Genomic DNA, 25998 nt, shown 5'->3' with positions numbered 1-25998 from the left:
CCACAGCTTTTTAGCTTTGTGGGATTTTTTTTGCGGGTGGACAAACGGGATTCGGTATTTCAGCCCCGTCTGCTTTAACTCATAGATGACTTTCAAGGGCGGCTGGCGATAGATTTCTGAACTTATTTTTATAGGCCAGTGGCGACAAACCCGTTACTTTTTTAAACATGCCTCTGAAGGTTTTTTGATCCAGATAACCGACTTCAAACATCACTTCATTGACATTTTTCTCCTCCAGTTCCAACTGCTGTTTGGCCGCCTCAATTTTGACTCGCTGAATATATTCAAGCACGGTATTATTTGTGGCTTTTTTAAACCTTCTTTCAAAACTCCTGCGCCCTACAGCCACCAGATCACACAACTGGTCAATAGAAATTTTATCCCTGAAATTAGTCTCAATAAATTGTTGGGCTTTTTTCACTTCATGATCCTCATGGTTTTTCTGACCGCTGAACATGGTAAAAGGAAGCTGCGATTCCCGGTCAATTTCAATGGCAAATACCTTGGCACATAGTAAGGCCATCTGCCTACCGGCATATTTTTCGATCAGATATAATATCAGATTCAGATAGGAGAAGGCCCCACCGCTGCAATAAATACCATTATCTTCCGTAATTACTTTTTCCGTCAGCAGCTCCGCGCTTGGATAGCGCTGTTTAAAATCAGTCGATGCCATCCAATGGGTTGCGCATTTTCTGCCCGCCAGCAGTCCGGTTTCTGCCAGTAAAAAGGCGCCCAGACAAAGACTCGCCACCTCTGCCCCTGCTTCAAACTGCGTTTTGATCCAAGGGATAAACGTCCGGTTAATCTCAATCGCTTCTCCCAGATCTCCGTCAATGGCTGGGATAATGATCAGATCTGTCGTATACACTTCGCTTATCAGATGGGTAGCATTTACCGTGAAAAGACCACCACTCACCTTGGTGCCCAGCTTTATCCCCACCAGCTGTATATCGAATAGTGGGGGCTGTCCGTTTTGTACACAAAAACCATTCACTTGGGTAAATAGCTGCCTGGACCCTTCCAGGCTGCCTAAAATAGCTCTTTCCGGCACAAGAATGGAGATTCGCTTCATTCACTAAAGATACACATTTTGTAATTACGACGCCTTTTCAATATATATCTCAGGTTGACTTGCATATTTGGCTAATTTCAAACCATTATCATACTCAATACAAAGAACGCAAATCTCCTCCTTTCAAAATAACTGCCGACAATCTTTATTATTTAGTATAACCGAATTTTTTGTATGGTAATTACAATTTATTTTCCAGATAACTTTATCAAACGATATAGCGTAACTATCAAATTTAGGTTAATAGAAAATCCCTAATCGTAGAATCAACCACCGGCGCGTCGGTTCAGTCTCTGAACTGTGTTTCCAGCACCTGCCTCTTCGAATGTAGCGAGTTTTAGGGAATAAAGGTGGGGCAACATCCCAGAATGGTGGTCAACATGCTCCATAATTTACACTCAGCATCCTTTTTCCGGAACAGGCAACCCCGGAGCACTCAAACACTCGTTATCCGTGCTATGGTCACGCAGGATTAACAGGGAGTAACGATTGGTTTACTAAGTTTTAGAAAATGCCGTAGTCGTGCACTCCGCTAATGGACATTATGAATAACGATTTTCCAATAAAAACTACACTGGATATTTTCAAGACATTTGATAATCTTAGCCTTGTTTTTTATTTCTCAATTTTATTGATTAATTGCCTAGCTCTCGGAACTATTGATAAAATAAAGTGACTCAACAAAGAGGCAATTACCAAAAAATAAAAAAAAGAATAGCCAAAGAACGTAGCTGCAGAGTGGCTTTTTTAAACCTTCTTTCAAAACTCATGCGGCCTACAGCCACCAGATCACACAACTGGTCTCTGTATTTATGGCGGCCGGAGATCTTCCAACCTCCGGAGGACACCAAAGTTTTGGGCGAGCAGCAGCTCTCCCTCCTCTTTCTCGACCTTTCCGGTGTTGTAGCGAACGGCTTTGAAGCTGGCGGATTTCTTGAGTATCTTGACGCTCCTATCATAAAGCGTCTGGAAGCTACTCCATGCATTATAATGCACTATATAACCAAAACGGTTAAACTTTAATAAACACCCATCAAAAAAGTGCATCAAAAAGCACTTATTATTGTTTTAATTATCTCATAACTTACTATTAGAAAAGAGCCATATAACGCACTTTTAATAGGAATAATAATTTTTTATCCCTACTTTTGCATAAAAAAGAGCCTTATGTTACACTTAGAAAAGATAATAAAGACAGTAAAGTCCCGCAGGGAATCGCTACAGGTTACCCAGGAAACACTGGCAGATCTGTCCGGTGTAGGATTGCGAACATTGAAACAGTTCGAGAGCGGCAAGGGCAATCCGACCTTGGCAACTTTGCAGAAGTTGGCAGGTGCATTAGGGATGGAAGTTACACTTAAGATAAAGGAACAAAAAACTAATATATGAGAAGCGCGAAAATATTATTCAAGAACAAGCACGCCGGCATTCTGACCCAGCATGATGACGGCACATTTACCTTTCAGTACGATACTTCGTGGTTGGAAGATGCGGGTAAACCTCCGATCTCCCTTGGGCTTCCCAAACAGCAGGAGCCTTATCATTCCGATTTCCTTTTTCCATTTTTTTACAACATGTTGCCCGAGGGTTCGAATAAACAGGTCATCTGCCAACTTAACCAGATCGACACCGATGATTATTTCGGCCTCCTTATGGTTACGGCCAAAAATGATGCTATCGGAGCCGTCCGGGTACAAAAAATTAACGATATATGAATCTACCGGTTATCACGCATTGTCCGGGAACTTTAGCACCGGGCTACAATACTTATAGCCGTAAGTGTCTTATCAAGGTATTCGACGGAAAAAAAGTTGATTATGTACTTCCTTTTGCTTCACCTGGGTCTGATCCCAATCTGGAGGAAGCATTTGACCAGAACCGGCAAATAATGTCAATTTCTGGTGTTCAGGAGAAGTTCTCGCTCCTATTGGACAAAAACAGGCTAAGACTGATTAACGAAGGTGAACAGGGTTCTCATATCTTGAAGCCCATCCCGAATGCAGGAAGGCGCAGGGATCAGATGCCTGCAAATGAGCATCTGACCATGCAGATAGCCAGGCAGGCCTATGGTATCAATACGGCAGAAAACGCATTGATCTTCTTTGCTGACGGTCAGCCGGCATACGTAACGAAACGTTTTGACAGCAATAAGGACGGCAGCAAACTTGCCCAGGACGATTTTGCGTCCTTGGCGAGTCGGACGCCACAGACCCACGGCACGGATTATAAATATCAGGGGAATTACCTGCAGCTTTTTGAATTGTTGCAGCGGTTCGTACCTGCCTACGCCATTGAAGCGCCAAAGTTGCTGAAGCTTATTATGTTCAATTACCTGTTCTCCAACGGCGACGCACATTTTAAGAACTTTTCGCTGCTGGAGACACCTTTGGGTGACTATAAGCTGAGTCCCGCCTATGATCTGATGAACAGCCGTATCCATATCAGGGACAATGATTTCGCTCTACATGACGGATTGTTACCCAGAAATTTAGCGCAGGGGAAGATACAGCATCAGTTTTCCCTGCTCTCAGACAGGGCCGGTATTCCTAAGAAAATCTTTGACAGAATGGTAGATGAAATGATGTCCAAGAGTGACCTGATAGAACGATTGGTATATGCCTCGTTCCTAGATGATACCACTAAGCGAAACTACTGGCAGGCCTATCAGGGCAGGCTAAAGCAGTTTGTAAAGACATAAGGCGTTTCTGTTATCCATACGTGCGTGTCTTAGCAGCTTATTCATAGCAGGATTTTCGGCAATAGCAGTACGGAAACATTAATAAAAAGTATGGCGGAAGTCAGACGTAGACTTGATACTCTAGACCCACATTTTTGTAAAATTACACGGATTTTGAGTAGACAATTTTTGGATAAGCATCTTTAGTAAGGTAGTGTTTAATTCTTTGTTTAAGTAGATTTTGAGAGGCTCCCCAGGAAGGTGAAGCGGTCGACGATTTGGTCCATTTTTTCTAACTTTAAACCTATAATATGGAACAGAAAAACAAATTATCGAAGAATTTTTTAAGGCGGCAATTGGGAGTGTCAGATAAACTGCGTCTGTTGAGTCTTTTACTGATTATGTGGTGTTGACGGCTTACGCTTATACATGCCGTATCTACTGCCCATCTTTCCGTGTAAGTGCCGAACTTTAGAGGTATTTACTTCCTCATCCAGATAAACAGTCTCATACGATTCCTGTGCGTCATATCAACACTTTGCTTGCGACTTCCTTCAGATTCTGGGTCACCCCAGCCCCCTTGCCGTTCGGCTAATTATTCCCCTTACCGGGCAATAGAGGTCATACACCTCCCTGAAATGCACCATTCCGGTCGTTCCAATCCAACAGGCAATCAATAGTAATGATAGCCTATCTATAAAATATTTCTTATGCTTCTATTATAGGTAATATTTCTTTTAGGCGTTGCATTTCTTCGGTAGCGTTGTACATATCCATTTCAATATTTTTTTTTCATAAATACTAATCAATTCTTCCACGTATGGATTATTATTAAGTTTGGCCGCTATAATCCCTTTGACTATGCGATAATTATCATTATTCATGTACACACATTCTTCTTTAGGATGTTTGTTAAGTAGTTCATCAGCCCTAGCAATTGAATTATTGTTTAAAAAGAAAGACAACGAAAATTCTTTAAACTGTTTTAGTAATTGTTCTGCCACTAAAGGAATATGCCCATCGTCAAATACATGAAGATTTAAACTTTGATTTTTTTCCTATTTATACCATCTGGATTAGCAAGCAAATTAGCAACACTATTGCCAATTGTTGAATGACTCCAATCTTTTTTGTATGCTTCATTAGTTGTTAATTCATTATGATATTCTTCTATTTCAGAAATATGGATTGTCGCATACGGTTCAATTAAAAAACCTTTTACTCCCGACCTGATAGCTGTTCTGTTGTAAATCAACAAATCATAGAAAAAAAATAGTAGAACCTTGTTTTCTATAAAATCCTTGCAGTTTATATAATGGCTTAAAATAAAAAGCCTTAAATTCAATCGTCAGAAAATCAAATAATCTCCGAATTACTTCTTTTGGTGTCATTTTATATATTTTAATTCTGTAAAATAAAATTACCTGTTTTTGAATTCCAACGATAAACTCCCGTTTGCACTTACGAGGGATTAATTTTCAAACCTTCTATATTTCCGCGAGCAGAATTTTTGCCTGTAAATGTCTCAACATCCCCATCATTAAAAACAGTTTTTGTCTGTTACTTAACTTACTTCCATTTACTTTAGATCCAAATACAGCAATCACTTTATCATCCTGTACAACAACAAAATCTGCATTGATTGTAGCACCCTCCATTTCTATTCCAACCTGTGCTAAGATTTCCGCACCTTTAAACTGGATAAGAAGAACACCCTGGGTCAGCGCTTCGCCTGTTTTACCTATGTCAGCGATAGAAGCTAGCCCTTTAAATGCATTGCCCATTAATACTCCCTCCTTAGCGACCCCGCCTTCCTTTAAAGGACGAGAGAACGCAATTGCCGCATCTGTAAAAGCATGTGCTACCATGGCATATACTGAAAATGCATCACTTCCGGAATGGGCATACAGTGAATATAAATTCATTCCATAATCGACAGCTTTTTATAGTTGAATTTGAAATAGCCAATTTTCCAATCCCCTAATTGTTTCAATCGGGTTAGCTATTGTGTTTACAACTCCATCCACTGCTCCCGTTACCGAACCGCCAATACCTGTGATGTAACCATCATCATGGTATTCCCCAGACGATCCTTTAAAAAACAATCATATAATCAACCGGTACTATCTGCTTTAGACCTCTCCCTGTCTTCCTGTGTGCCAAAGAACTGAAGTGTGACATTAAGAAAGAAGCACCCACGATATAAGTGTTGATTTTGGTATCTGTCAGACTAACCGCATTGTCAATGGTCAATTTTTGTGATTTATTACCGGTAGCATCATAGTAATACTTTATTGTTCCCTTACCAGTTACCCAAATTTGACTGGGTAAATTTAAGATATTATAGGTGATTACATCTATACTTTTGCCTGTACGTTTTCGACGATTGAATAAAATCAGCCATCATAATTTCCATACTTAGCTTAATAATATACTGTATAAGAATACTCCATGAGGTCTGTCTGAATTGACAAACGACATAGCAGCGGCAATCGGTTTGATTCAATGAAGATACGGCTTTTGTCGCAATCCCCCCTCTGTTTTGCCGTAAAAAGGTGTCGAAGTATATCAGATAATGCCATAACTTTGAATAAACACGGCGCTTGATAATGGCTTACGCTGTTTGTCTTTAAGGAATCTGATTTTCTAACCGTAAAAAATTCATGTATGCAACCTCTGATTTTAAATCCCTATTTGATATTCGATGGCAATGCACAGGAAGCCTTTGATTTTTACAGATCTGTCTTTGGTGGTGATTTTAGTTTTCAATTAAAAGCAGATCAGAGTCCGGTGAACCCTGAGCACCCTCTAGACCCGGCAGAAAAAGATAAATTAATGCACATCTGCCTTCCGTTGCCTGGTGGACAGATATTACAGGCATCAGACATGATTCACTCTTATTGTAAAGGCATTGAACTGAGTTTTCGTCCGGGCAATACGCAATTTATTGCGATCAGGACAGATAGTGAACCGGATGCCAGGCATATTTTTTCCGGCCTCTCTGAAGGTGCCACCGTACAACAAGAATTACAGCCCATGTTTTGGGGCGATCTTTTCGGGCAGTTAACCGACCGGTTCGGCGTTCAATGGATGATCAGTGTGGCCTTAAAAAAACCTTAGCAGCAAAAAAGTACACATTATTCCTGTCGCTATCTTCATTCATGACCCGTCCCTTATTTATGAAGCATCTAAAAAATATTCCCTAAAAATAATATTATGCAACATTCTGCAATCTGTCTCTGGTTCGATGGCAATGCCGAACAAGCCATTTCGTATTACAGCGAAGTTATAAAAAACGTAAAAATCATCTCTACATTTTATACCAAAACAGCACCACCCAGACAAGGAAGTGAAGTGCCGCTCACCATTAATTTTGAGATGGCAGGCATTTCCTATATGGCATTAAACGGCGGCCCGGCATTTAGTTTTAGCCCGGCCATCTCCATTATGCTGCTTTGCGACACCCAACAGGAAATCGACCAGGCCTGGGACCACCTGTCTAAGAATGGAAAAACCATGCAATGTGGCTGGCTGACCGACCAGTTCGGGATCGCCTGGCAAATAGTACCGGCAAAATTCAACGAGTGGATACTAAGTGCTGAACCGGGTAAATCTGACCGGGTCATGCAGGCAATGATGCAGATGGTTAAGCTCGATGCCAAAACCCTGGAACAGGCTTAGTCAACATACAGTATTGGAGCGGGCTTCGTGAGCCGGGTAATATATTATGATACAACCCGGGTAGCGGAGCCCATTTTTATATCGACAATTGTACTGTGAACAGGCTAGTTTCCGGATTGATGGCGACTGCCCCGAAAATTTATACAGGGACTGTATTAAACCTTTCAGTCCCCACTTCGTCTAATCTCTTGGCTTAAGAGGCGCTTTTACACTTTTTGTCGTTAAGCGTAGTTCGTTACATTTATTTTCATAAAATTATTATCCGGTTTTAAGATTGAGTTCTGGCAGTGCTGGCAATTTGACCCGTCCGGCTGAACCAAGCTATAAATCAGCCTTTAGAGAAGATGCAGCAAAAACAGACCCCCTACTCAGTAAGATCCCATTTATTGATCATCCTTCTGTTGTTAGGCTGTTTGTTTTCCGCAAACCCTATGCTTCTAGCACAGCAAGCCTCTAAAAAAGGCACCATCCTAAACGGTCAGTTCCAGGATAGTCAAAAAAAACCAGTTCGGGGAGCAACCATTAAACTCATGCATGCCAGTGATACCGCGAAGGCTTTGTACCGGATTTCTGATAGCCTCGGAAAATTCTCCTTTACCGGGTTAACTGCAGATACCTATATACTGGATATTCAGGTGCAGAACTATGAAAACCTTCACAAGTATATCAGCGTAGACCAGCAAAAGGATAGTGTACAATTAGGTGTGATAACACTCGCTGACCATTATAATGATATGGAAACGGTATCAGTGACGGCCGTACGGCCAGTCACCATGAACGGTGATACCACAGAGTTTAATGCCGACGCCTACACTGTAAAACCGGATGCCACAGCCGGGGATTTACTCAGTAAAATGGCCGGTCTGGAAGTGGACAAAGATGGCAATGTTCAGTCTGACGGCCAGCCTGTCCCTAAAATCTATGTAAACGGGAAGCCCTTCTTCGGAGACAACCCTGCCATGGCCGTTAAAAATCTGCCGGCTGATGCGATCAAAAAAATACAGGTCTATGACGCACAGACAGACCAGAGTAAATTTACCGGTTTTGATGACGGAGAAAGAATACGCACGATCAATATCGTTACGCGCAGAAAATTTAAGGGTCTGTTCGGCAGACCTTCCGTTGCCATTGGTAGCAGAGACGCCAGCTTAAAAAATCCCCTATACCGGATTGACGGTAAAGCATTTTTATACGGTCCTGATAAACAACTCTCCTTTGTCGCAAAAGCGGATAACACACGGGGCGCCAGGGTTGGTAAAAACCATGGTTCTACCTATGGAGCCAATTACCGTAATAAAATCGGTGAAACGTCCAAAATAGCTGCCAGCTATATGCTGAATAAAAATATGGGATCCGGAGACTCCAGAACCTGGCGGCAGGATCTTTATACCAATGATACGGTCTTTAATAAAAACACGGTAAGGTCCTCCTGGAATCAACAGATAAACCATAATTTTAATCTGGACTGGGAAACAAAATTTGATTCCACCAATGAGCTGTACATCCGACCAAGATATAGTATCGCTTCTGATCATAATACCAATAGCTCCACGACGACCATTGACAGTGCTTACAAAGAGCAGGTGACCCCTAAAAACAAAACCGTGAATTCCGGACGTTCAGACGGCAATCAGCATAATTTTAATCTTTCCGCCACCTATAACCACCGGTTCAAAAAGAGGGGCCGTTCTATCTCCCTGGATCTTAATATGAACAGCAACAGCAATGACCGGATCAGAACCAGCAATACGGAGCTCTTTGATTATGTGGCGGACAGCCTGGAAATCACCCGCAGAAAATTTATCAATACCGCCAATAATACGTCCTACCGGGCAAATCTGGACTATACGGAACCTTTGGGGCTGCATCATATGCTGCAACTGGAGCTCAACGGTGCCTACTCTAATAGCGAGTCTGATCAGAGAGCCTTTAACTATGACTCGCTGAGTTCGGGATACACGGATATCGATTCTGTGCTCACCAATTTATATGGCAATACCTATCAGTCTACCCGCACGACGCTTAGTTACCGTTACCATGATGAACATGTTCGTTTCAGCGTTGGCTCGGGTACCCAGTGGGGGAATGTCCGCAGCCTGAACCGTACAAAAAACACGGACATCCATCAGGACTATGTCAACTTATACCCAACGGCCAGCTTCAGCTATAAATTCAATAAATGGCGCCGGCTCAGATTCAGATACAGCGGCAGAACCAGTCAGCCCAGCGTCAGTCAGATGCAGCCTATTGTGGACAATTCCAATCCATTATATATCCGTGCCGGCAACCCCGATCTCAAGCAGAGATTCAATCATAACGCCTTTATTGAATACAGTACCAGAGACAGCGTCACCAGCCGGTCTTTTTATGGTAAGATAGACGCTGAGCTGGCAGAAAACAGCGTGGTTAATTCCGTTACCCGCCTGGACAATGGCGGTCAGTACTCGATCCCCGTTAATATCAACGGCAACTATCAGATGAGTGCCTATCTGGGTGTCGGCCTGCCCATCCATTGGATAGAATCTAACCTGGATTTACAGACAAGGATCAACCGCCAGCATATGGTCAGCTTAATTGACGGCGTCAAAAATTATACGACCCAGCATGTATTCTCAGAAACTTTCAGATGGCGTTCCAATCTTAAAAAAGCCCTGGATATTAACCTGACCACCCGACCTACCTATCATTTGACCAATTATTCGGTCAGTAAATCAACAGATGGCAACTACTTTGATCAGCTTATTGCCTTTGACGGCACCTGGTACAGTGAATCAGGCTGGGAATCCTCTGCCGGCTTCCACTACACCCTGTATGCAGGGCTGCCTAAAGAACAACAAAACAACAGCACGATATTAAATATATCTTTTGCCAAATCCTTTGCTCAGAAAGCAGCAAAACTCACCCTTTCTGTTACGGATTTACTCAATCAAAGTAACGGTATGGATTTTGTCCGGTCAGATAATTTTATCCAGCAGACCCAAAATGATGTTTTCAAGCGTTATTTTCTGCTTACCTTCTCCTATAACTTAAAGGATCTCCACCTGCATTTTGGCGGCAGTAAATCCGCTGAACAAAAAGAAGACGCTGGTGAAAGTCAGCCGCATTCTGGTCATAAAAACAGGAATTCCGGGGACGGCCATGCCCGTGGCGGCAGAGCCGGCCGGAACGTCTAAAGCCAGTGAATGCTAGCTAAACAGATACATCAGTTCCTCTTCCGTAATCTGTTTTACAAAACCTTCTTCCGCACTGATCAGCTCATCGGACAGCATTTTCTTTTTTTGCTGGATAGCCAGAATTTTCTCTTCTATGGAATCCTTACAAATCATCCGGTAGGCAAATACATGGTTTTGCTGACCGATACGGTGAGTCCGGTCGATGGCCTGCTGTTCCACCGCATTATTCCACCAGGGGTCCACCAGGAACACATACTGGGCGGCAGTCAGGTTTAAACCGGCATTGCCTGCCTTCAGGCTGATTAAAAAAGCCGTTTTACCATCCGACTCTTCCTGAAAACTGCTCACCATCTCATGACGCTTTTCCGTAGGTGTGCTCCCGTCAAAATGATAAAAATCTATCCCGTTTTTATTAAAAGCCTCGGCAATCAGATCCAGCATGCCGGTAAACTGTGAGAACACCAACGCCTTGGCGCCTTCCTCCCGTATACCCTGCAGCATCTCCACCAGATAATCTATTTTTATGGACTCCTGGGGCACCAGCTCAGTGGCGTCCTTTAAAAGAACGGGCGCATTACAGATCTGTCGCAGTCGCTGTAGTCCCTGAATGATACTGAACCGGGCTTTGCCCAGTCCTTCATTTTTCACATCCAGAAATACGCTATCCCTGATACTCATCTTCGCCTCCTCATAAAAAAAGCGCTGCGCTTCATTCATCTCACACCACAGCGTAGACTCCGTTCTGTCGGGCAGGTCTTTGGCGACCTGACGCTTGGTGCGCCTCAGAATAAAAGGGCTGGTCAGATTCCTTAAAGCCAGCATTTTCTGCTGATCTGCTTCCCGGTCAATGGGCACCACATATTCATTATTGAAAAAAGCTTTGGTGCCCAGCAGTCCGGGCAGCACAAAATTAAGCTGGGCATACAGATCAGAGGTATTGTTCATGACGGGCGTACCGCTGAGCGCTACTTTTTGAATGGCCCGGATCATCCCTACGGATTTGGTAATGCTGGCCGCTGTATTTTTAATATTATGACTCTCATCAATAATGGCCACCTGCCAGCTGTAGGCACCTAAGCGGTCGATATCCTGCCTGGCCGTATTATAACTGACAATTAAAAGATCCGCACTGCCTGACAGAAATTCATCAAAATCTCTGTTCTGCCCCCGGTAGACACAACTTTTTTTACCGGGCAGATATTTACTCATTTCCTGTTCCCAGTTATGCAGCAAGGACGCCGGACAGATAACAATGCTTTTTCTGTCGGGGGCAATCTCCCACTGCCTGGCTAAAAAGCAGATGGTCTGCAGCGTTTTACCCAGTCCCATATCATCGGCCAGACAGGCACCTGCCTGCATTTCAGAAAGCAATACCATCCATTCATATCCCTTTTGTTGATAAGGCCGTAAAGAGGCCTGCACCGCCCTGGGCACCTCAAATAACACTTCTTCACTCTGCTGCCATTTTTTCCAGTTACTGCGCCAGCTGTCCGGCAGGATTTTACCCGCGATTTCCCGGGTCTGTTCCTTTTTATTTTGTACCTCCCAGAACAGCCAGGAGGGTAATAATAATTTATCTTTTTCAATCTGGGCATGCTTGATAAACAGACCGTATTCCATTTGCCAGTCTTCGGGAAAAACAGCAATGCTGTCGTCTTTGAGCAGCACATTATGCTGCCCTGCCAGCAGCATTTTCTGGATATTTAATACCGGCACCTGTTCCTTATCAAAAAAAACTTTGACCTCCAACGCTACACTTGCCCCTGTGCTATTAATCAGGCGCAGGGTGGTAGTGGGCGGATGCGGGCTGTATTTAAAATTACGCAACTGATCCAGTCCCGTAATCTGCACGTTTTCATCCAGCAGCTTTCTATAGGCTTTTAAAAACCACTGGCGCTTTCTGGCCTCGGCAAAGGAAAGATAATAAAAGCCTCTTTTAGCCTGGGCGGGGAAGCCGGTGTGCAGTCCTTCAAGATAATGGATAAACTGCGCTTCTGCCTGCTGATCCCTGTAAATGCGGTAAAGGGCTCCTTTATGACGGATTTCCCTGACTGCTTCAAATCCGCCATCCACCAGCAGGTGATCATAGCTCCATTTAGGCATCAGGACCAAAAAGGAGTCATTCAGCTCGGAGAGCTGAATACTGCAGGCAGGTGCGCAGCGCACTTCCTGGATGTCAAAATGCCCGTTTTTTATGATTTGATAATCCTGTTCCAGCCTTGGCAGAATCAGCGTGGAGAATTTATCTGCCAAAAGGTTCTGAGGGTTCTGCTCCATTTCTTCCAGCCAGCATAGTGTCTTGTAATCTTTATAGGCCAGAAAATGCCAGACACCCTTGTGAATGCCAGGCACCATAAATGCATACCGGTCTTCCTTTTGGAGCGCTCTTGTCTGACCTTCTATTTCTACAAAGGGAACCGCGTAATAACGGCCCCCGCGACTGGCCAGCTCAAAATGGAGCGGTAATTTATGATCCGTTATCTCGCAGGCCTGTAGTTTTTTATTTTTAGTCTTTTCATCACTTACCCACTGATAATGCCGCATGACATGCCGCATACGGGCAAAGCGTTCTACCTGTTCATAAGTGTGCTTGCTGATTTGCTCTGCCACCAGTTTGCGGATGCCCGCGTCACCGCCCGACTTTTTAAGCATAAACTGAGCCGCCCCTATTTTCTGCTGATTAACTTCCTTGCCGATGGATTCCAGGAAATCATTATAGGTGGAAGAAAAGCCCGCCCTCAGGTTTTTAATATTTTTTCGGTCAATATCTCCTTTACGATAGGTCGTTACCTTTCCATTTGTCACAATAGACAGAAAGGAAAAGTAACCCATATTTTTCTCCAAGTTTTCTGGCTCCCATAACAGGGCCAGCTCTAATTGTGAACTCATATTTAATGCTGCGTATTCATATTTTGCGGTACCTGACGGTCATGGTAATACGAAATGGACCTAACATTAAAAGAGGATAGCGTCACTTATCCATTCCAGAATAGTGGCTTATCCTCTTTTAATCATACAAATAAACCGTTTAAAATCCGGAAGTTACTCCCGGCTTATTATTTCATTTTAAACGACTCCATAAATTTAGTGGTGAATTCTCCTTTACGGAAATGCTCATCCTGCATCAACTGTAAGTGGAAAGGAATCGTCGTTTTAACGCCATCGCCTTCTATTACATATTCACTCAGGGCCCTGTACATGGTATCAATCGCCTCTTCCCTGGTTCTGGCAACTGCGATCAGCTTAGCGATCATAGAGTCATAATAAGGAGGAATGGTATAACCTGAATAAACATGGCTGTCCACACGTACTCCATGGCCACCCGGTGTATTTAATGTTCTGATGGTTCCGGGAGATGGTCTGAAGTCATTATAAGGATCCTCCGCATTGATACGGCACTCAATAGCGTGCATTACAGGTGTGTAATTCTTACCGGAAATCTTCTCTCCCATCGCGATTTTGATCTGCTCTTTAATCAGATCAAAATTGATCACCTCTTCCGTAACACAGTGTTCTACCTGAATACGGGTATTCATTTCCATGAAATAGAAATTACGATGTTTGTCTACCAGAAATTCAATGGTGCCCACCCCTTCATAATTAATGGAGGCGGCGGCTTTAATAGCTGCTTGGCCCATGGCTTCTCTGAGTTCCGGCGTCATAAACGGTGAAGGTGATTCTTCTACCAGTTTCTGGTGACGGCGCTGGATGGAACAGTCACGCTCACTCATGTGACAGACAGTACCAAACTGGTCACCGGCCACCTGGATTTCTATATGGTGTGGTTCTTCTACGAACTTCTCCATATAAATCCCGTCATTTTTAAAGGAGGCGGCAGCTTCCATTTTTGCCGTTGTATAGTTTTTCTCCATCTCCTCTTCTTTCCAGACTACGCGCATCCCTTTACCTCCGCCACCGGCGGTAGCTTTCAGGATAACAGGATAGCCGACAATCTTGGCAGATTCAATGGCATGTTCCAGGCTTTCCAATAGTCCTTCCACACCGGGAACAACCGGAACGCCTGCTTTGATCATGGTGTCCTTAGCAGTCACCTTATCTCCCATCAGGTTGATCATCTCCGCTGTAGGTCCGATAAATTTAACGCCATGGTCGTTACAAATCTGGGCAAACTTGGCATTTTCAGCCAGGAATCCATATCCCGGATGAATCGCATCACTATTGGTAATTTCTGCTGCGGCCATGATATGCGGGATATTCAGATAAGAATCCATACTGGATGGCTTCCCGATACACACCGCCTCATCTGCAAAGCGAACATGCAGACTTTCTTTGTCTGCAGTGGAGTAAACAGCAACCGTTTTAATGCCCATTTCCCGGCAGGTTCTAATGACCCTTAAGGCAATCTCTCCACGGTTGGCAATTAATATCTTTTTAAACATTTTTTGAATTTGGTCATAAATTAATGAGATACCGCGTTGACTTTTATAGCGAGCGGCTGATTAAGCCCCTGCCTACAAAAACAGTTCGTGCCTTGATCAGGAGCCAACACCATATCCTTACCATCTTTTGATCCTTTAAATACAGGTAGAACGTCCCAAAAAAAGAGCAAGTGCAGTGACGGCTAGGTGAACCGGTCAAAAAAGCAGCAAGGCCAAAATGGCTATTATGATAACGCTTCTAATCTTCTGCTTTCCGCTCCCACCGGGGCGCTGCTAAAAAAAACAGGCCAGGTCTCAGGGCCGGGCACTACTTTTATTAATTAGGTTCTACTAAGAATAAGGGTTGATCAAACTCTACAGGAGAGGCGTCATCTACCAATACCTTTACAATCGTACCAGAAACTTCGCTTTCAATTTCATTGAACAGTTTCATGGCCTCGATAATACAAACGGCTTGTCCGGGTTTAACTTCCTGACCTACCTCAGCCAGTAATGGCTTATCCGGAGAAGCACGGCGATAAAAAGTACCGATCATCGGACTTTTAATAGCCACCAGGTTGCTGGTATCAGCAGCTGCAGGTTTCTTTTCAGCCGGTGCTGCAGGTGCTCCACCTTGCTGCGGCAGGCTGGTAGGTTGAGGAGCCTGTGGCAGAAAATTAGACTGAATAGGCTGCGCATTGACAAAAGTCTGGATGTTTTCCTTTTTCTGTTTAATGGTGATTTTAAAATCCTTCTCTTCAATGGAAAGCTCTCCGATATTGCTTTTGTTAATGGTCTTGATAAGTTCCTGGATCTGTTTATATTCCATGGTTAATAATTAATTATGAATAATTACAATTTAAATTGAAAATTACGGGATATTTCTACTTTTAAAAATACGTGATTTTTGTCAGCTTACTGCTAATTTATCCTAAAAAATAAGGGGTACTCGAAAGCGGGGTAAAAATGCCCTACCGTTTTTGCGGACCAATTTTTACCCAGCTCTGCAAAATAAATCTGTCGGTTTAAATACCCGGACTATTCCTTTACTCTTTCAACGTAATCACCGGTCTTTGTATTGATACGGATCAGCTCTCCTTCATTTACAAACAGCGGTACATTGACGGTGGCGCCTGTTTCCAGGGTGGCAGGTTTAGTGGCACGGGTAGCGGTATCCCCTTTAAGACCTGGTTCACAATAAGTTACCAGTAAAACAATCTTTTCAGGCAATTCTGCTCCGATGGCCTGATCTGTTTCCGTATTAATAAATACATTTACTTCACTGCCATCTTTTAAGAACTGAGGCGCATCAATCATTTCTTCGGCCAGAACAATTTGTTCAAATGTCTCATTGTTCATCAGGTTATAGCCGGTCTCGTCCTTATATAAATACTGGAATGCGTGTTTTTCTACTCTGACTGGAAAAATGGTTTCTCCACTATTCCAGGTCTTTTCAATCGTGCGGTTGTTATCCACCCCTTTTAGTTTCGCCCATACTTTGGCAGCGGCACGGGCTGTTTTGTTTTCTCCGAACTCTACTACAGAGTAAAGGTTGTTATCTAATTTCAGGATTAAACCACGACTGATATCAGAAGTTGTAGCCATAAAATTTTTTACTTATTTTATTATTTTAAACGTTTATAAGAGGCAAATGTAGTGATTAGGAAGCAAATTGGGGCTATTTTTTTCATAATTAGCCATTTTCCGGGCCTTTGGCTACAAGGGTGGATTGTCCTTAAAACGCCATAAATGCAGACAAGCATAGGTTTTATAGGGACTCCATCTTTCACTGATGCTAAGTAGCTGATTTTTAAAGTCTTGCCTGTTTCCTTTCAGCGGTCGCTCCAGCCTATACAGTTGCGTCATCGCCAGTTGTATCCCCAGATCATCTACGGCAAATACATCTTCTCTGGCAAGGGTAAACATCAGCAGCATCTCTACCGTCCAGCGGCCCACTCCTTTAATCTGGGTGAGCAGGGTTATGATCTGTTCTGAAGGCATGGCTCTTAGTTTTCTGTCGGTAATGCTGTGTTGTGTAAAAAACTGGGCGACATTCAGGATATAGCTGGTTTTTGCCCGGCTCAGGCCAATGGCCTGCAGCAGCGCGGGATCCATCTGAGCAATAAAGCGAATGTCCGGTTTATCAGAACCGCAGTGTGCAAAAAATCGCTGATGAAGCGTCCGGGCAACCGTGGTACTCAGCTGCTGACTCATAATACTTTGCATCAGTCTTATGTCCGCTCTGGGTTGCAGTTTTAAAGGAGGTAGCGGACTGAGTAGCACTTTTCTAAGTTTTCTATCTTTTTGCAGGTGACTAAAATACTCCATTGAAAGGTTCATTTAGTGTAGGCAGCTAAAGGAAAGGCTGATTTACCGAACAGGTCCCGTTAACCCCTGTTTTAAGGATGCCTGCGGGATTCAGGTAATCTTATAGACCAGGACCGCCAGAATATAAATACAGGTAATCAAAAAGATGCCTTTAGCGGTCTGATCAATCTTCCGGTTAATATAAAAGGTAAATATAATTACGTTGGCCATTAAAGAAATACTGGAAACGGCGGTCAATACGGATTTATTCTGAAAAATGGCCACCATATATTCCCTAAAGGAAAAGGTCGGGTAGAACTTCACCAGATAATAGCCCAACAGACCAATCGAAGGCGCTAGTAAACCGATCAGTATGCCCAGCTTTACATTATCTTTTTTAAATATCAAGATGTAAGTGTTTTTTTCAGCGTTTCCTTTAAAGTGTAATTGGTCAGATCAAACTGCACAGGTACCACACTGACATAATTATTAGCCAATGCCCAGACATCCGTATCCGTCTGCTCATCAAAATTAACAAATTCACCGGTTAGCCAATAATATTTTTTCCCCGTCGGGTCAGTGCGCTCCTCAAAATCTTCTTCATATTTGGCATAGGCCTGCCGGCATACTTTCACGCCCTGGATTAAATCCGCCGGAACAGCGGGAAAATTTACATTCAGACAAAAATGCTTGTCCATCTTTTGGTTCAGCACCTGCACTACCAGCATTCTGGTGTATAATTTAGCGCCTTCAAAGTCAGCTTCCACGCTGGGATCCAGCAGGCTTAACCCCATACTGGGTATCCCTTCAATACTGGCCTCCAGGGCGGCCGACATGGTCCCGGAATAAATCACATTGATAGAGTGATTCGCACCGTGATTAATGCCGCTCAGACAGATATCCGGTTTACGGTGCAGCACCCTGTCCACAGCCAGCTTCACACAATCAACCGGTGTCCCGGAACAGGTGTAGCTCTCTATCCCTTTATCAAAAATACTTACTTTAGACAGCCTTAAGGGGAAGCCGATGGTAATGGCATGTCCCATTCCGCTTTGCGGTTTATCGGGAGCCACCACAATTACGTCACCCAGCGGGCTGACTGCTTCAACCAGGGCTCTTATGCCCGGCGCATGGATGCTGTCATCATTGGTAATTAAGATAACAGGTCGGCTGCCTTTTTTAGGAGTAGACTTAGCCACTGCTTTTTTAGCCTTGGCTTTTGATGACGCAGACTGCTTTTTGGTAACTGTTGACTTTTTTTCCTGTTTGGCCTTGCTGGCTTTTGGGGCTTGCTTTTGGGGTTGTTTTTTGGTCATGGCATTTTCCTTTCGCAGGTAATAACGGGCAACTTTAAGAGGTAAAAAACCGTTATCCGCTGATGCACAAAAAATTGCACCTGCGGATAACAGCTGCGCGGTCTTGCTACCGCCGGATACTTAGTTCTTGGCTGCAAATATTTTATCTACAGCGTCACTGAGCATCGGAAATTTTTCTTTTACGAAATCCTTGACGACTTCTACGGATTTTGTAGCCTGCTGATCGTCTAACCCTGCTTCCTGTTTTAATCTTTCTAATAACTCTTCCATACATTAATAATATTATATTTAATTGATGATAGGCCCCGGGGCCTATCTGTTGAATGTAGAATATTGAAGGGTTCCATGGCCTGTCCCTACCCCTTGCCTAAAATAAATCACTTACAATAAAAAAGCAGCCGGTTTACTATCTGGCTGCTTTCTGGTATAAATTAATTTACTTCTTTTGGTTTAACGATCCCCAGCTTAGCTTCCAGACTCAGGGTCGCATGCGGCACAGCGCGCAGTCTGGCCTTATCGATTAATTTACCGGTAACCCTGCATACGCCATAAGTCTTGTTCTCAATGCGGATCAAGGCTTTTTTCAGGTTATCGATAAAGGAAATCTGACGGCTCACCATCTGGGACATTTGCTCTCTTTCCATGCTGACCGTACCGTCTTCCATGGTCATATAACGACCATCGACATCGCCGCCCATATCGTCCTTACGGGTAATGATCCCCTGCAGATAGGCTACTTCACGACTGGCATCTGCCAGTTTTTTATTAATCAACACCTTAAACTCTTCCAGTTCCGCATCTGAATAACGAATCATCAGTTCATTTGCGCCATCCGCGGCTTTTCTGTCTTCCAGCGGCTGGTAATTGGGTTCATAAGGTTTGCTGGTCTTTACGCTTGTCTTAGGTACCTTCACCTCTTTGAGGGGCGCGACCTTCTTTTTCACCGGTTTTTTTATTGCCACAGATATACTCTCTTTACTTTTTGTTTGCTTGGAAATAGGTTTGGGGGCTGCCACTTTCACAGCCTCGGGCTGTTTGGGTTTTGCAGCCGGTGCTTTTTTAACAGGGCTGGCTGCAGCCTTTGGCTTTGCAGTACTTTTAGCCGGTGCTTTAGCGGCCGGTTGCGCTTTTTTCGGAGCCGGTTTAGCCACTGGCTTGGCAGTGGACGACTTCGCCGGTTTTGTCGCCGGTTTGCTAGCTGATTTCACAGGTTTTGCGGCAGCAGGCGCCTTTTTAGCGGGCGCCGTTTTTTTGGCGGCGGCCTGTGCTTTAGCGGGTGCTGCTTTCTTGGCTGCAGGTTTTGCGGTAGCTGCAGCTTTTACAGTTTTTTTATCAGCAGTCTTCTTCGTTGTAGGCATACTTCTAACTGTTTTTTTGGACCTTGATTATTAGCTTATTATCGTCTATATCAATTTCCGTTCCGTTTTTAACATCTGAAACATATGACAACCGATCTGCCAATATTTCAGAACAAATATAATCATTATATCTTTGTAGCGCTTCTTTAATTTTACTATTATCAAGCACTTCCACAAAAATCCGGTCGGTTAATTCAAATTGTTGTTCCTTACGGATATTCTGAATTCTGTTGACAAAGATTCTGGCGATTCCTTCCTGTTTTAATTCCTCTGACAGCGTGATATCCAGCGCCACGGTCAGCTGACCGCGACTGGCGACGCTCCATCCGGGTACGTCTTCTGCCGAAATCACCACGTCGCTTTTTTCCAGGGTAATTTTTTCCCCATCCAGGTCCAGTTCCAACTGCCCCTTTGACTCCAACGCTGCTATCTGCGCCTGTGTGAACTGACCAATCAGGGCGGCTGCCTGCTTCATTTTGGCGCCCAGACGTTTGCCCAGCGCTTTAAAATCAGCCTTTATCTTCTTTTTAATAATACCGTGATCATCCGTTAAATACTCGACCTCTTTGATATTGGTCTCGGATTTAATCAGGTCCTCTACTTTGGAGAGCTGGGCACGCATGCTTTCATCCAGTACGGGTATCAATACCTTCTGTAAAGGCTGACGAACGATGATATTCTCCTTTTTACGTAAGGACAAAATCAGTGAAGCACTGTCTTGGGCCAGTTGCATCCTTTCTTCCAGTGCGGGATCAATCCTGGAATCGTCCGCTACCGGGAAATCACTGTGATGGACACTTTCTACCGTAAACTGACCGGTAACCGCATTCAGGTTTCTGAACAGCTGATCGCTGAAAAACGGCGAAAGGGGAGCCATCAGGCGGGTCAAGGTTTCCAGACATTCATATAAGGTCTGGTAGGCAGAGATCTTATCCACGCCATAATCCCCTTTCCAGAAACGCCTTCTGCAGAGCCGGACATACCAGTTACTGAGCTGCTCCCCTACAAAATTGTCCACCGCTCTAAAGGCAATGGTCGGTTCATAGTCGTCCATCTGTATATTTACCTGTCGTACCAGTGAATGCAGTACAGACAAAATCCAGCGGTCGATTTCCGGACGCTGCTCCAGCGGTATGGCCGCCTCCTTGAAACAAAAACCATCCAGATTGGCATACAGCGCAAAGAACTGATAGGTATTATATAAGGTACCGAAGAACTTACGTTGCACTTCTTCAATACCTGCTAAATCAAATTTTAAGTTATCCCAGGGAGAGGTATTGGTCATCAGATACCAACGGGTGGCATCCGCACTATACTTTTCAATAGTATCAAAAGGATCGATGGTATTGCCCAGTCTTTTGGACATCTTATTACCATACTTATCCAGTACCAGGCCGTTGGAGACAACGGTACGGTAAGCGAGACCCGGATATTTTTGTTCTGAGACTTCAAAGCCGTCTTTTTGCAGTTCTTCCCATACCTCTTCTTTGAGCAGGGCGCTGATGGCATGTAAGGTATAGAACCAGCCTCTGGTCTGATCCACACCCTCACAGATAAAATCAGCCGGATAATTCTCAGCAAAAACTTCCTTGTTTTCAAAAGGAAAATGCCACTGCGCGAACGGCATGGCTCCGCTGTCAAACCATACGTCTACCAGATCAGGCACCCTTTTCATGGCTTTGCCTGATGCAGAGAGCAGGATGATTTCATCGACATACGGTTTATGCAGATCAAGTATCCCTGAATCCAGAAATTTCCTGTTCACATCCCCACCCAAAGTATCTGCGGCCTGCTGAATGGCGGACTGCAGTTCTTCAATGGAGCCGATACAGCGTTCTTCCTTACCATCCTCCGTACGCCAGACCGGCAAGGGAGTTCCCCAGAACCTGGAACGGCTCAGGTTCCAGTCCACCATATTCTCCAGCCAGTTGCCGAAACGGCCTTCACCGGTGGATTTAGGTTTCCAGTTGATGGTTTTATTGAGCTGTACCATCCGGTCCTTCAGCGCTGTGGTCTTGATAAACCAGGCGTCTAAAGGATAGTATAATATGGGTTTATCGGTTCTCCAGCAATGTGGATAGTTATGCTCGTATTTTTCGATTTTAAAGGCTTTGCCGGCCTGTTTCAGTTCAACGCATATATCTACATTGACATCCACATAACCCGGAGCGTCCTTATAATCTTTGACATACCGGCCGCTATAGGAGCCCATGCCGTCTATAAACTTCCCTTCACGGTCCACCATAATCAGAATACCGATGCCGTATTTCTGACCGACCTTATAGTCATCCGCCCCGAAGGCAGGCGCAGTATGCACAATACCGGTACCGTCTTCGGTGGTGACAAAATCACCCAGCATGACTCTGAAAGCATTCGGGTTTTCTGTATGGTTGGCTTCAAAAGGCATCAGCTGTTCATAGCGGATACCTTCCAGTTCCTTACCCTTGAAGCTGCCTACCTCACGCCAGGGAATTATCTTATCTCCGGGGGTGTAGCTATTAAAATCCGCGTCCTTACCTTCCGGCTTAAAATATTGGCCGATCAGTGCCTCGGCCACCACTACCATAAGCGGCGCTCCGGTATAGGGATTAAAGCTGTCAATTAAGGCATAGTCGATGTTTTTCCCGACGGTCAGTCCCAGATTGGAAGGCAGGGTCCAGGGCGTGGTCGTCCAGGCCATCAGCCCTACCGGCCGGCCGGCGCTTTTCTCAAAAAGCGCTTTGGCATGTTCGTTGTTTACGACTGAAAAAATAACCGTGGCAGAAGTATCCTTTACATCCTTATAAGTACCCGGCTGGTTCAGTTCATGAGAACTTAGGCCGGTACCGGCCGCGGGTGAATAAGGCTGGATACTGATGCTTTCATATAAATACCCTTTTTTGTATAACTTAGACAGTAACCACCAAAGGGTCTCGATATATTTATTATCAAAGGTGATATAAGGGTTTTTAAGATCCACCCAATATCCCATCTGCGTGGTCAGCTGATCCCACTTGTCTTTATAACGCAATACGGCTTCCCTGCATTTTTTATTATACTCCTCCACAGAGATCTTTTTGCCGATATCTTCCTTGGTGATACCCAGCTCCTTTTCTACCCCTAATTCAACGGGCAGACCATGGGTGTCCCAGCCGCCTTTGCGGCGCACCTGAAAACCTTTCATGGTTTTATAGCGGCATACCATATCCTTGATGGTTCTGGAAATAACGTGATGGATACCGGGCATACCATTGGCACTAGGAGGTCCCTCATAAAATACGAAGCTGGGAGCGCCTTCTCTTAAAGTAATACTCTTTTCAAATGCCTGTTGTTGCTGCCAGGTTTTCAGCATGGCCTGCTCTACTGCGGGCAGGTCCAGTTTTGAAAACTCCTTATAACGATTTTCCTGTGCCATATATAATTAGGTATCAGTTGCGGCCTATGTTGCTGCTTATTTCAAGGCGGGCGACAAGACCACAGAACTGCGCTTAAATTTCTTTTATCTGCTTTCTGATAAGGCTTTTTAAGGCCCCTGTTTGCTTATTTTAGTTCAAGGTAAGTGTTAGCAGAAAACCGCCTGAAGTTGCTTTGCGAACCATTTTATGCTTTCTTCCCTTAAAATGTGTGCAAAGTTAAGGATATTTTACGATTTAAACTGCCAAGTAAAATCCCAGATACATTAAATAATCAGTTACTGCTCAGGAGGTCTATTAGACCAATCACGGCCTTTTTTATTCGCAAGCCCTAATTTCTTCATTATTCTCTGGCACTGTCTAATTTTTAGATCAATATTGAATTTCTGTTTTAGCAATTCAGATAAAGTGGATCCTTCCCACCTGTCAGCCTTTATTCCATATTCTCTCGGGTCTTTCTTTAGAACGTCTGAAATGATATTTAATTGAACTTCGCTAACCCTTGGTGCTCTTCCAGGTTTTTCTTTATCTTTTAGCACGCTTATGTCGCCACCGGTTTTATTGAATGCATGAATCCATCTGGCAATGGTCTGCGGAGTAGTTCCGTGCAGTTTTGCGACATCTTCACAACTTAATGTTTCATTTTCTATCAACATAAGGATGCAATGCAGTCTATACGAGAGCTTCAGATCCTCAGTGCTTTGAAAATAGCTTAGTATCTGTTTTTTGATTTTAGACTGGTTATGTATTACTAGTTTCTTCATTCGCTGTATATGCAAATTTACAAATAATCTTCTAATTTACATTGTATATTATATATGACGTTATATATTTGCATATCGCTACAATTACTACCATAAGGAGCACCAGGAAAGTCCAGAGCAGGTCTCGCAAGGTCTGTAAGCACGCTTTAGAGGCTGAAAGGTTAATGACAGAGAATCTGTCATTAAAAGCGCGGCTTAAGGACGATAAAAGACAGCTTAAGGAAAAAGCCAAAGAAATAGCAGCCATTAAATGGGAACGGGTTCAGTTAAAACGGGAAAACGCCCATCTAAGAAAGAAAGAGCTGAAACAGACCAAAGAGATAGAAGCGCTTACGGAAGCACTCCGTATCGCAAGGTTGCCGAAAAATAGCTCAAACAGTTCCAGACCTCCTTCAATGGACCTGTATAAGCCTAAACGTAGCCCTGTCAATCTCAGGGAGAAATCCGGGAAAAAGACGGGTGGACAGCCAGGACACAAAGGCAGTACATTACTGTTTTGTATGGATGAGCCTGATGAGGTGGTGTCCCATATTCCAGAGATCTGTTCTGATTGTGGCAAATCTCTGAAAAGGATTACCGCAGAACCGGGACAAATACATCAGGTTGTAGATATCAGCATTGCTCCTACGGTCCTGATCAACCATGAAAGCATTGTAAAGCAATGTTCCTGCGGTAAATGCAACAGCGGAGCCTTTCCCAGGGGCGTCCAGGGGATGGTTAACTACGGCCCCAATATCAGTGCATTGGTTGTTAATTTATCAGTCCGCCAGTATATTCCTTATGGAAGAATAGTAGAACTGCTGTGGGACCTATACAAAATACGCATTAGTGAAGGTACCGTTGCCAATATGCTTAAAAGGTTTGCTGTGGATAGCGAAGGAAAAATTAATGAGATTAAAGAAGATCTGAAAAAATCTAAGGTTGTTGGTGCTGATGAAACCAGTGCCACCGTGAACGGCAGGAAATGGTGGATGCACACTTACCAGAACACTTCTTACACTTTTATTGGTGCACACCCTTCCAGAGGTCAGGTTGCCCAGGAAACATTCTTCCCGGGTGGCTTTCCTTACAGTATTCTGGTGCATGACTGCTTATCCATGCAATTAGCTACACCGGCAGCCGCCCACCAGATCTGCAATGTCCATTTGCTACGGGAACTAAAGGCCGCTGTCGAGGCCCACCCTGAAATTGAGTGGCCAAAGGAGCTAACCAAACTAATAAAGGATGCCATAAAATTGCATAAGGATGGAACAACTCCAAACCGGACTACCAGAATTAATAATCGGCTAACCAAACTGCTAGACCAGGACCAATCAGAAGCGCTTGGGAAAATACCCGCCTTGTGGAAGCGGCTCAATAAACACAAGGAAAAAGTATTTTTGTTTCTGCAATATCCGGATAAAGAAGTTCCTCCAGACAACAACGGGGCCGAACGAAGTATCAGAAATGTAAAAGTCAAAATAAAGGTCTCCGGCCAATTTAATTCCGGTAACGGTGCAGAAGATTATGCTACTGCCAGATCTGTCATAGACACTGCTATTAAGCAGTCAAAAAATGTCCACGAAGAGCTGGTAAAAATTATCAGCGCACGGTTCAATTAATCCAACATCTATTTTAAACCTACCAAGTCATCCTCGGGCAGTACTAATAAACTGCATAAGCATGGCGTTGCTGGTATGTAAAAATCAAAAGACTGTCACAGGCAGAGAAACGGTACGACATAACCAAATCAATAGTCGGAATGCTAGTATTAGTGAAATGGAATTCAAGACTACAGTCTACACGAGGCTCAGTTGCACAACACGATTCAATTTAAAACACCTTGCTAAGAATAAATTTGTTGATAATCAGTTAATTACCCTCCTGAGCAGTAACA

General features: G+C 43.9%; 23 protein-coding genes. 9 read left to right on the top strand and 14 right to left on the bottom strand.

Annotated features, from left to right (window positions below; all coding sequences use genetic code 11):
* Positions 1–79: 79 nt before the first annotated feature.
* Entirely contained in the window at positions 80–1075 is a 996-nt protein-coding gene (locus BLU80_RS14120; RefSeq protein ID WP_091399739.1) for a GlxA family transcriptional regulator, read from the bottom strand.
* A 360-nt stretch (positions 1076–1435) separates the two neighbouring features.
* Between BLU80_RS14120 and BLU80_RS20145 the strand changes: the two genes are divergently transcribed.
* The 5 genes from BLU80_RS20145 to BLU80_RS14095 all read left to right on the top strand — a co-directional run bounded on the left by BLU80_RS20145 (position 1436) and on the right by BLU80_RS14095 (position 3773).
* On the top strand, positions 1436–1561 hold the full coding sequence (locus tag BLU80_RS20145) for a type II toxin-antitoxin system YoeB family toxin (protein WP_211481862.1): 126 nt from the start codon (positions 1436–1438) through the stop codon (positions 1559–1561).
* A 186-nt stretch (positions 1562–1747) separates the two neighbouring features.
* The gene (locus BLU80_RS14110; RefSeq protein WP_091399737.1) at positions 1748–2098 is read left to right on the top strand and encodes a hypothetical protein; all 351 of its coding nucleotides are present in this window, start codon (positions 1748–1750) and stop codon (positions 2096–2098) included.
* A gap of 144 nt (positions 2099–2242) precedes the next feature.
* Positions 2243–2464: a helix-turn-helix domain-containing protein gene (locus tag BLU80_RS14105; protein ID WP_091399736.1), complete on the top strand. Its 222-nt coding sequence runs from the start codon at positions 2243–2245 to the stop codon at positions 2462–2464.
* Positions 2461–2790, top strand: coding sequence for a HipA N-terminal domain-containing protein (locus BLU80_RS14100; RefSeq protein WP_091399734.1), 330 nt, complete (start codon positions 2461–2463; stop codon positions 2788–2790). The genes BLU80_RS14105 and BLU80_RS14100 overlap by 4 nt, the downstream gene beginning before the upstream one ends.
* Positions 2787–3773, top strand: a complete 987-nt coding sequence (locus BLU80_RS14095; protein WP_091399732.1) for a type II toxin-antitoxin system HipA family toxin — start codon at positions 2787–2789, stop codon at positions 3771–3773. Before BLU80_RS14100 ends, BLU80_RS14095 begins: the two co-directional genes overlap by 4 nt.
* A gap of 1018 nt (positions 3774–4791) precedes the next feature.
* Here BLU80_RS14095 and BLU80_RS19745 read toward each other — a convergent pair.
* Both BLU80_RS19745 and BLU80_RS14080 read right to left on the bottom strand, forming a co-directional pair.
* Complete coding sequence (locus tag BLU80_RS19745) at positions 4792–5097, bottom strand: hypothetical protein (protein WP_211481859.1); 306 nt, start codon at positions 5095–5097, stop codon at positions 4792–4794.
* Between the two features lie 142 nt (positions 5098–5239).
* Positions 5240–5677, bottom strand: a complete 438-nt coding sequence (locus BLU80_RS14080) for a hypothetical protein (RefSeq protein ID WP_091399727.1) — start codon at positions 5675–5677, stop codon at positions 5240–5242.
* Between the two features lie 742 nt (positions 5678–6419).
* Between BLU80_RS14080 and BLU80_RS14075 the strand changes: the two genes are divergently transcribed.
* From BLU80_RS14075 to BLU80_RS14065, 3 genes are all read left to right on the top strand, one after another.
* Entirely contained in the window at positions 6420–6872 is a 453-nt protein-coding gene (locus BLU80_RS14075; protein WP_211481858.1) for a VOC family protein, read from the top strand.
* A 96-nt stretch (positions 6873–6968) separates the two neighbouring features.
* Positions 6969–7433 carry a VOC family protein gene (locus BLU80_RS14070; protein ID WP_091399725.1) on the top strand — a complete coding sequence of 155 codons (465 nt, stop codon included), beginning with the start codon at positions 6969–6971 and terminating at the stop codon, positions 7431–7433.
* A gap of 431 nt (positions 7434–7864) precedes the next feature.
* The gene (locus BLU80_RS14065) at positions 7865–10606 is read left to right on the top strand and encodes an outer membrane beta-barrel family protein (protein WP_170831247.1); all 2742 of its coding nucleotides are present in this window, start codon (positions 7865–7867) and stop codon (positions 10604–10606) included.
* Positions 10607–10618: 12 nt separating this feature from the next.
* On the opposite strand, the gene BLU80_RS14060 is transcribed toward BLU80_RS14065, so the two are convergent.
* The 11 genes from BLU80_RS14060 to BLU80_RS14015 form a co-directional block, all read right to left on the bottom strand.
* On the bottom strand, positions 10619–13495 hold the full coding sequence (locus BLU80_RS14060) for a DEAD/DEAH box helicase (protein ID WP_091399721.1): 2877 nt from the start codon (positions 13493–13495) through the stop codon (positions 10619–10621).
* Between the two features lie 167 nt (positions 13496–13662).
* Positions 13663–15006 (bottom strand): acetyl-CoA carboxylase biotin carboxylase subunit, encoded by a 1344-nt coding sequence (gene accC / locus BLU80_RS14055; RefSeq protein ID WP_091399719.1) that lies wholly within the window; start codon positions 15004–15006, stop codon positions 13663–13665.
* A 316-nt stretch (positions 15007–15322) separates the two neighbouring features.
* Entirely contained in the window at positions 15323–15814 is a 492-nt protein-coding gene (gene accB, locus BLU80_RS14050; RefSeq protein WP_091399717.1) for an acetyl-CoA carboxylase biotin carboxyl carrier protein, read from the bottom strand.
* A gap of 209 nt (positions 15815–16023) precedes the next feature.
* Positions 16024–16590 carry an elongation factor P gene (gene efp, locus BLU80_RS14045; protein WP_091399715.1) on the bottom strand — a complete coding sequence of 189 codons (567 nt, stop codon included), beginning with the start codon at positions 16588–16590 and terminating at the stop codon, positions 16024–16026.
* Between the two features lie 111 nt (positions 16591–16701).
* The gene (locus tag BLU80_RS14040) at positions 16702–17313 is read right to left on the bottom strand and encodes a DNA-3-methyladenine glycosylase family protein (RefSeq protein WP_091399713.1); all 612 of its coding nucleotides are present in this window, start codon (positions 17311–17313) and stop codon (positions 16702–16704) included.
* Positions 17314–17403: 90 nt separating this feature from the next.
* Positions 17404–17700, bottom strand: a complete 297-nt coding sequence (locus tag BLU80_RS14035) for a hypothetical protein (protein ID WP_091399711.1) — start codon at positions 17698–17700, stop codon at positions 17404–17406.
* Positions 17697–18608 (bottom strand): 5'/3'-nucleotidase SurE, encoded by a 912-nt coding sequence (gene surE / locus BLU80_RS14030; protein ID WP_091399709.1) that lies wholly within the window; start codon positions 18606–18608, stop codon positions 17697–17699. Before surE ends, BLU80_RS14035 begins: the two co-directional genes overlap by 4 nt.
* Before the next feature lie 120 nt (positions 18609–18728).
* Positions 18729–18878 (bottom strand): hypothetical protein, encoded by a 150-nt coding sequence (locus BLU80_RS19575; RefSeq protein WP_170831246.1) that lies wholly within the window; start codon positions 18876–18878, stop codon positions 18729–18731.
* A 161-nt stretch (positions 18879–19039) separates the two neighbouring features.
* Positions 19040–19966, bottom strand: coding sequence for a TraR/DksA family transcriptional regulator (locus BLU80_RS19895; protein ID WP_244518932.1), 927 nt, complete (start codon positions 19964–19966; stop codon positions 19040–19042).
* 4 nt (positions 19967–19970) lie between these two features.
* Entirely contained in the window at positions 19971–23360 is a 3390-nt protein-coding gene (ileS, locus tag BLU80_RS14020; RefSeq protein WP_091399707.1) for an isoleucine--tRNA ligase, read from the bottom strand.
* A 276-nt stretch (positions 23361–23636) separates the two neighbouring features.
* The gene (locus BLU80_RS14015; RefSeq protein ID WP_091398775.1) at positions 23637–24122 is read right to left on the bottom strand and encodes a helix-turn-helix domain-containing protein; all 486 of its coding nucleotides are present in this window, start codon (positions 24120–24122) and stop codon (positions 23637–23639) included.
* Between the two features lie 164 nt (positions 24123–24286).
* On the opposite strand from BLU80_RS14015, the gene tnpC reads away from it, so the two are divergent.
* Complete coding sequence (gene tnpC, locus BLU80_RS14010; RefSeq protein WP_091398774.1) at positions 24287–25723, top strand: IS66 family transposase; 1437 nt, start codon at positions 24287–24289, stop codon at positions 25721–25723.
* The last annotated feature ends 275 nt before the right edge of the window (positions 25724–25998 follow it).

The organism is Arachidicoccus rhizosphaerae (genome assembly GCF_900107765.1).
GTDB lineage: Bacteria > Bacteroidota > Bacteroidia > Chitinophagales > Chitinophagaceae > Arachidicoccus > Arachidicoccus rhizosphaerae.
The sequence above is the reverse complement of the archived record's forward strand: the minus strand, read 5'-3'. Positions and strand labels throughout refer to the sequence as shown.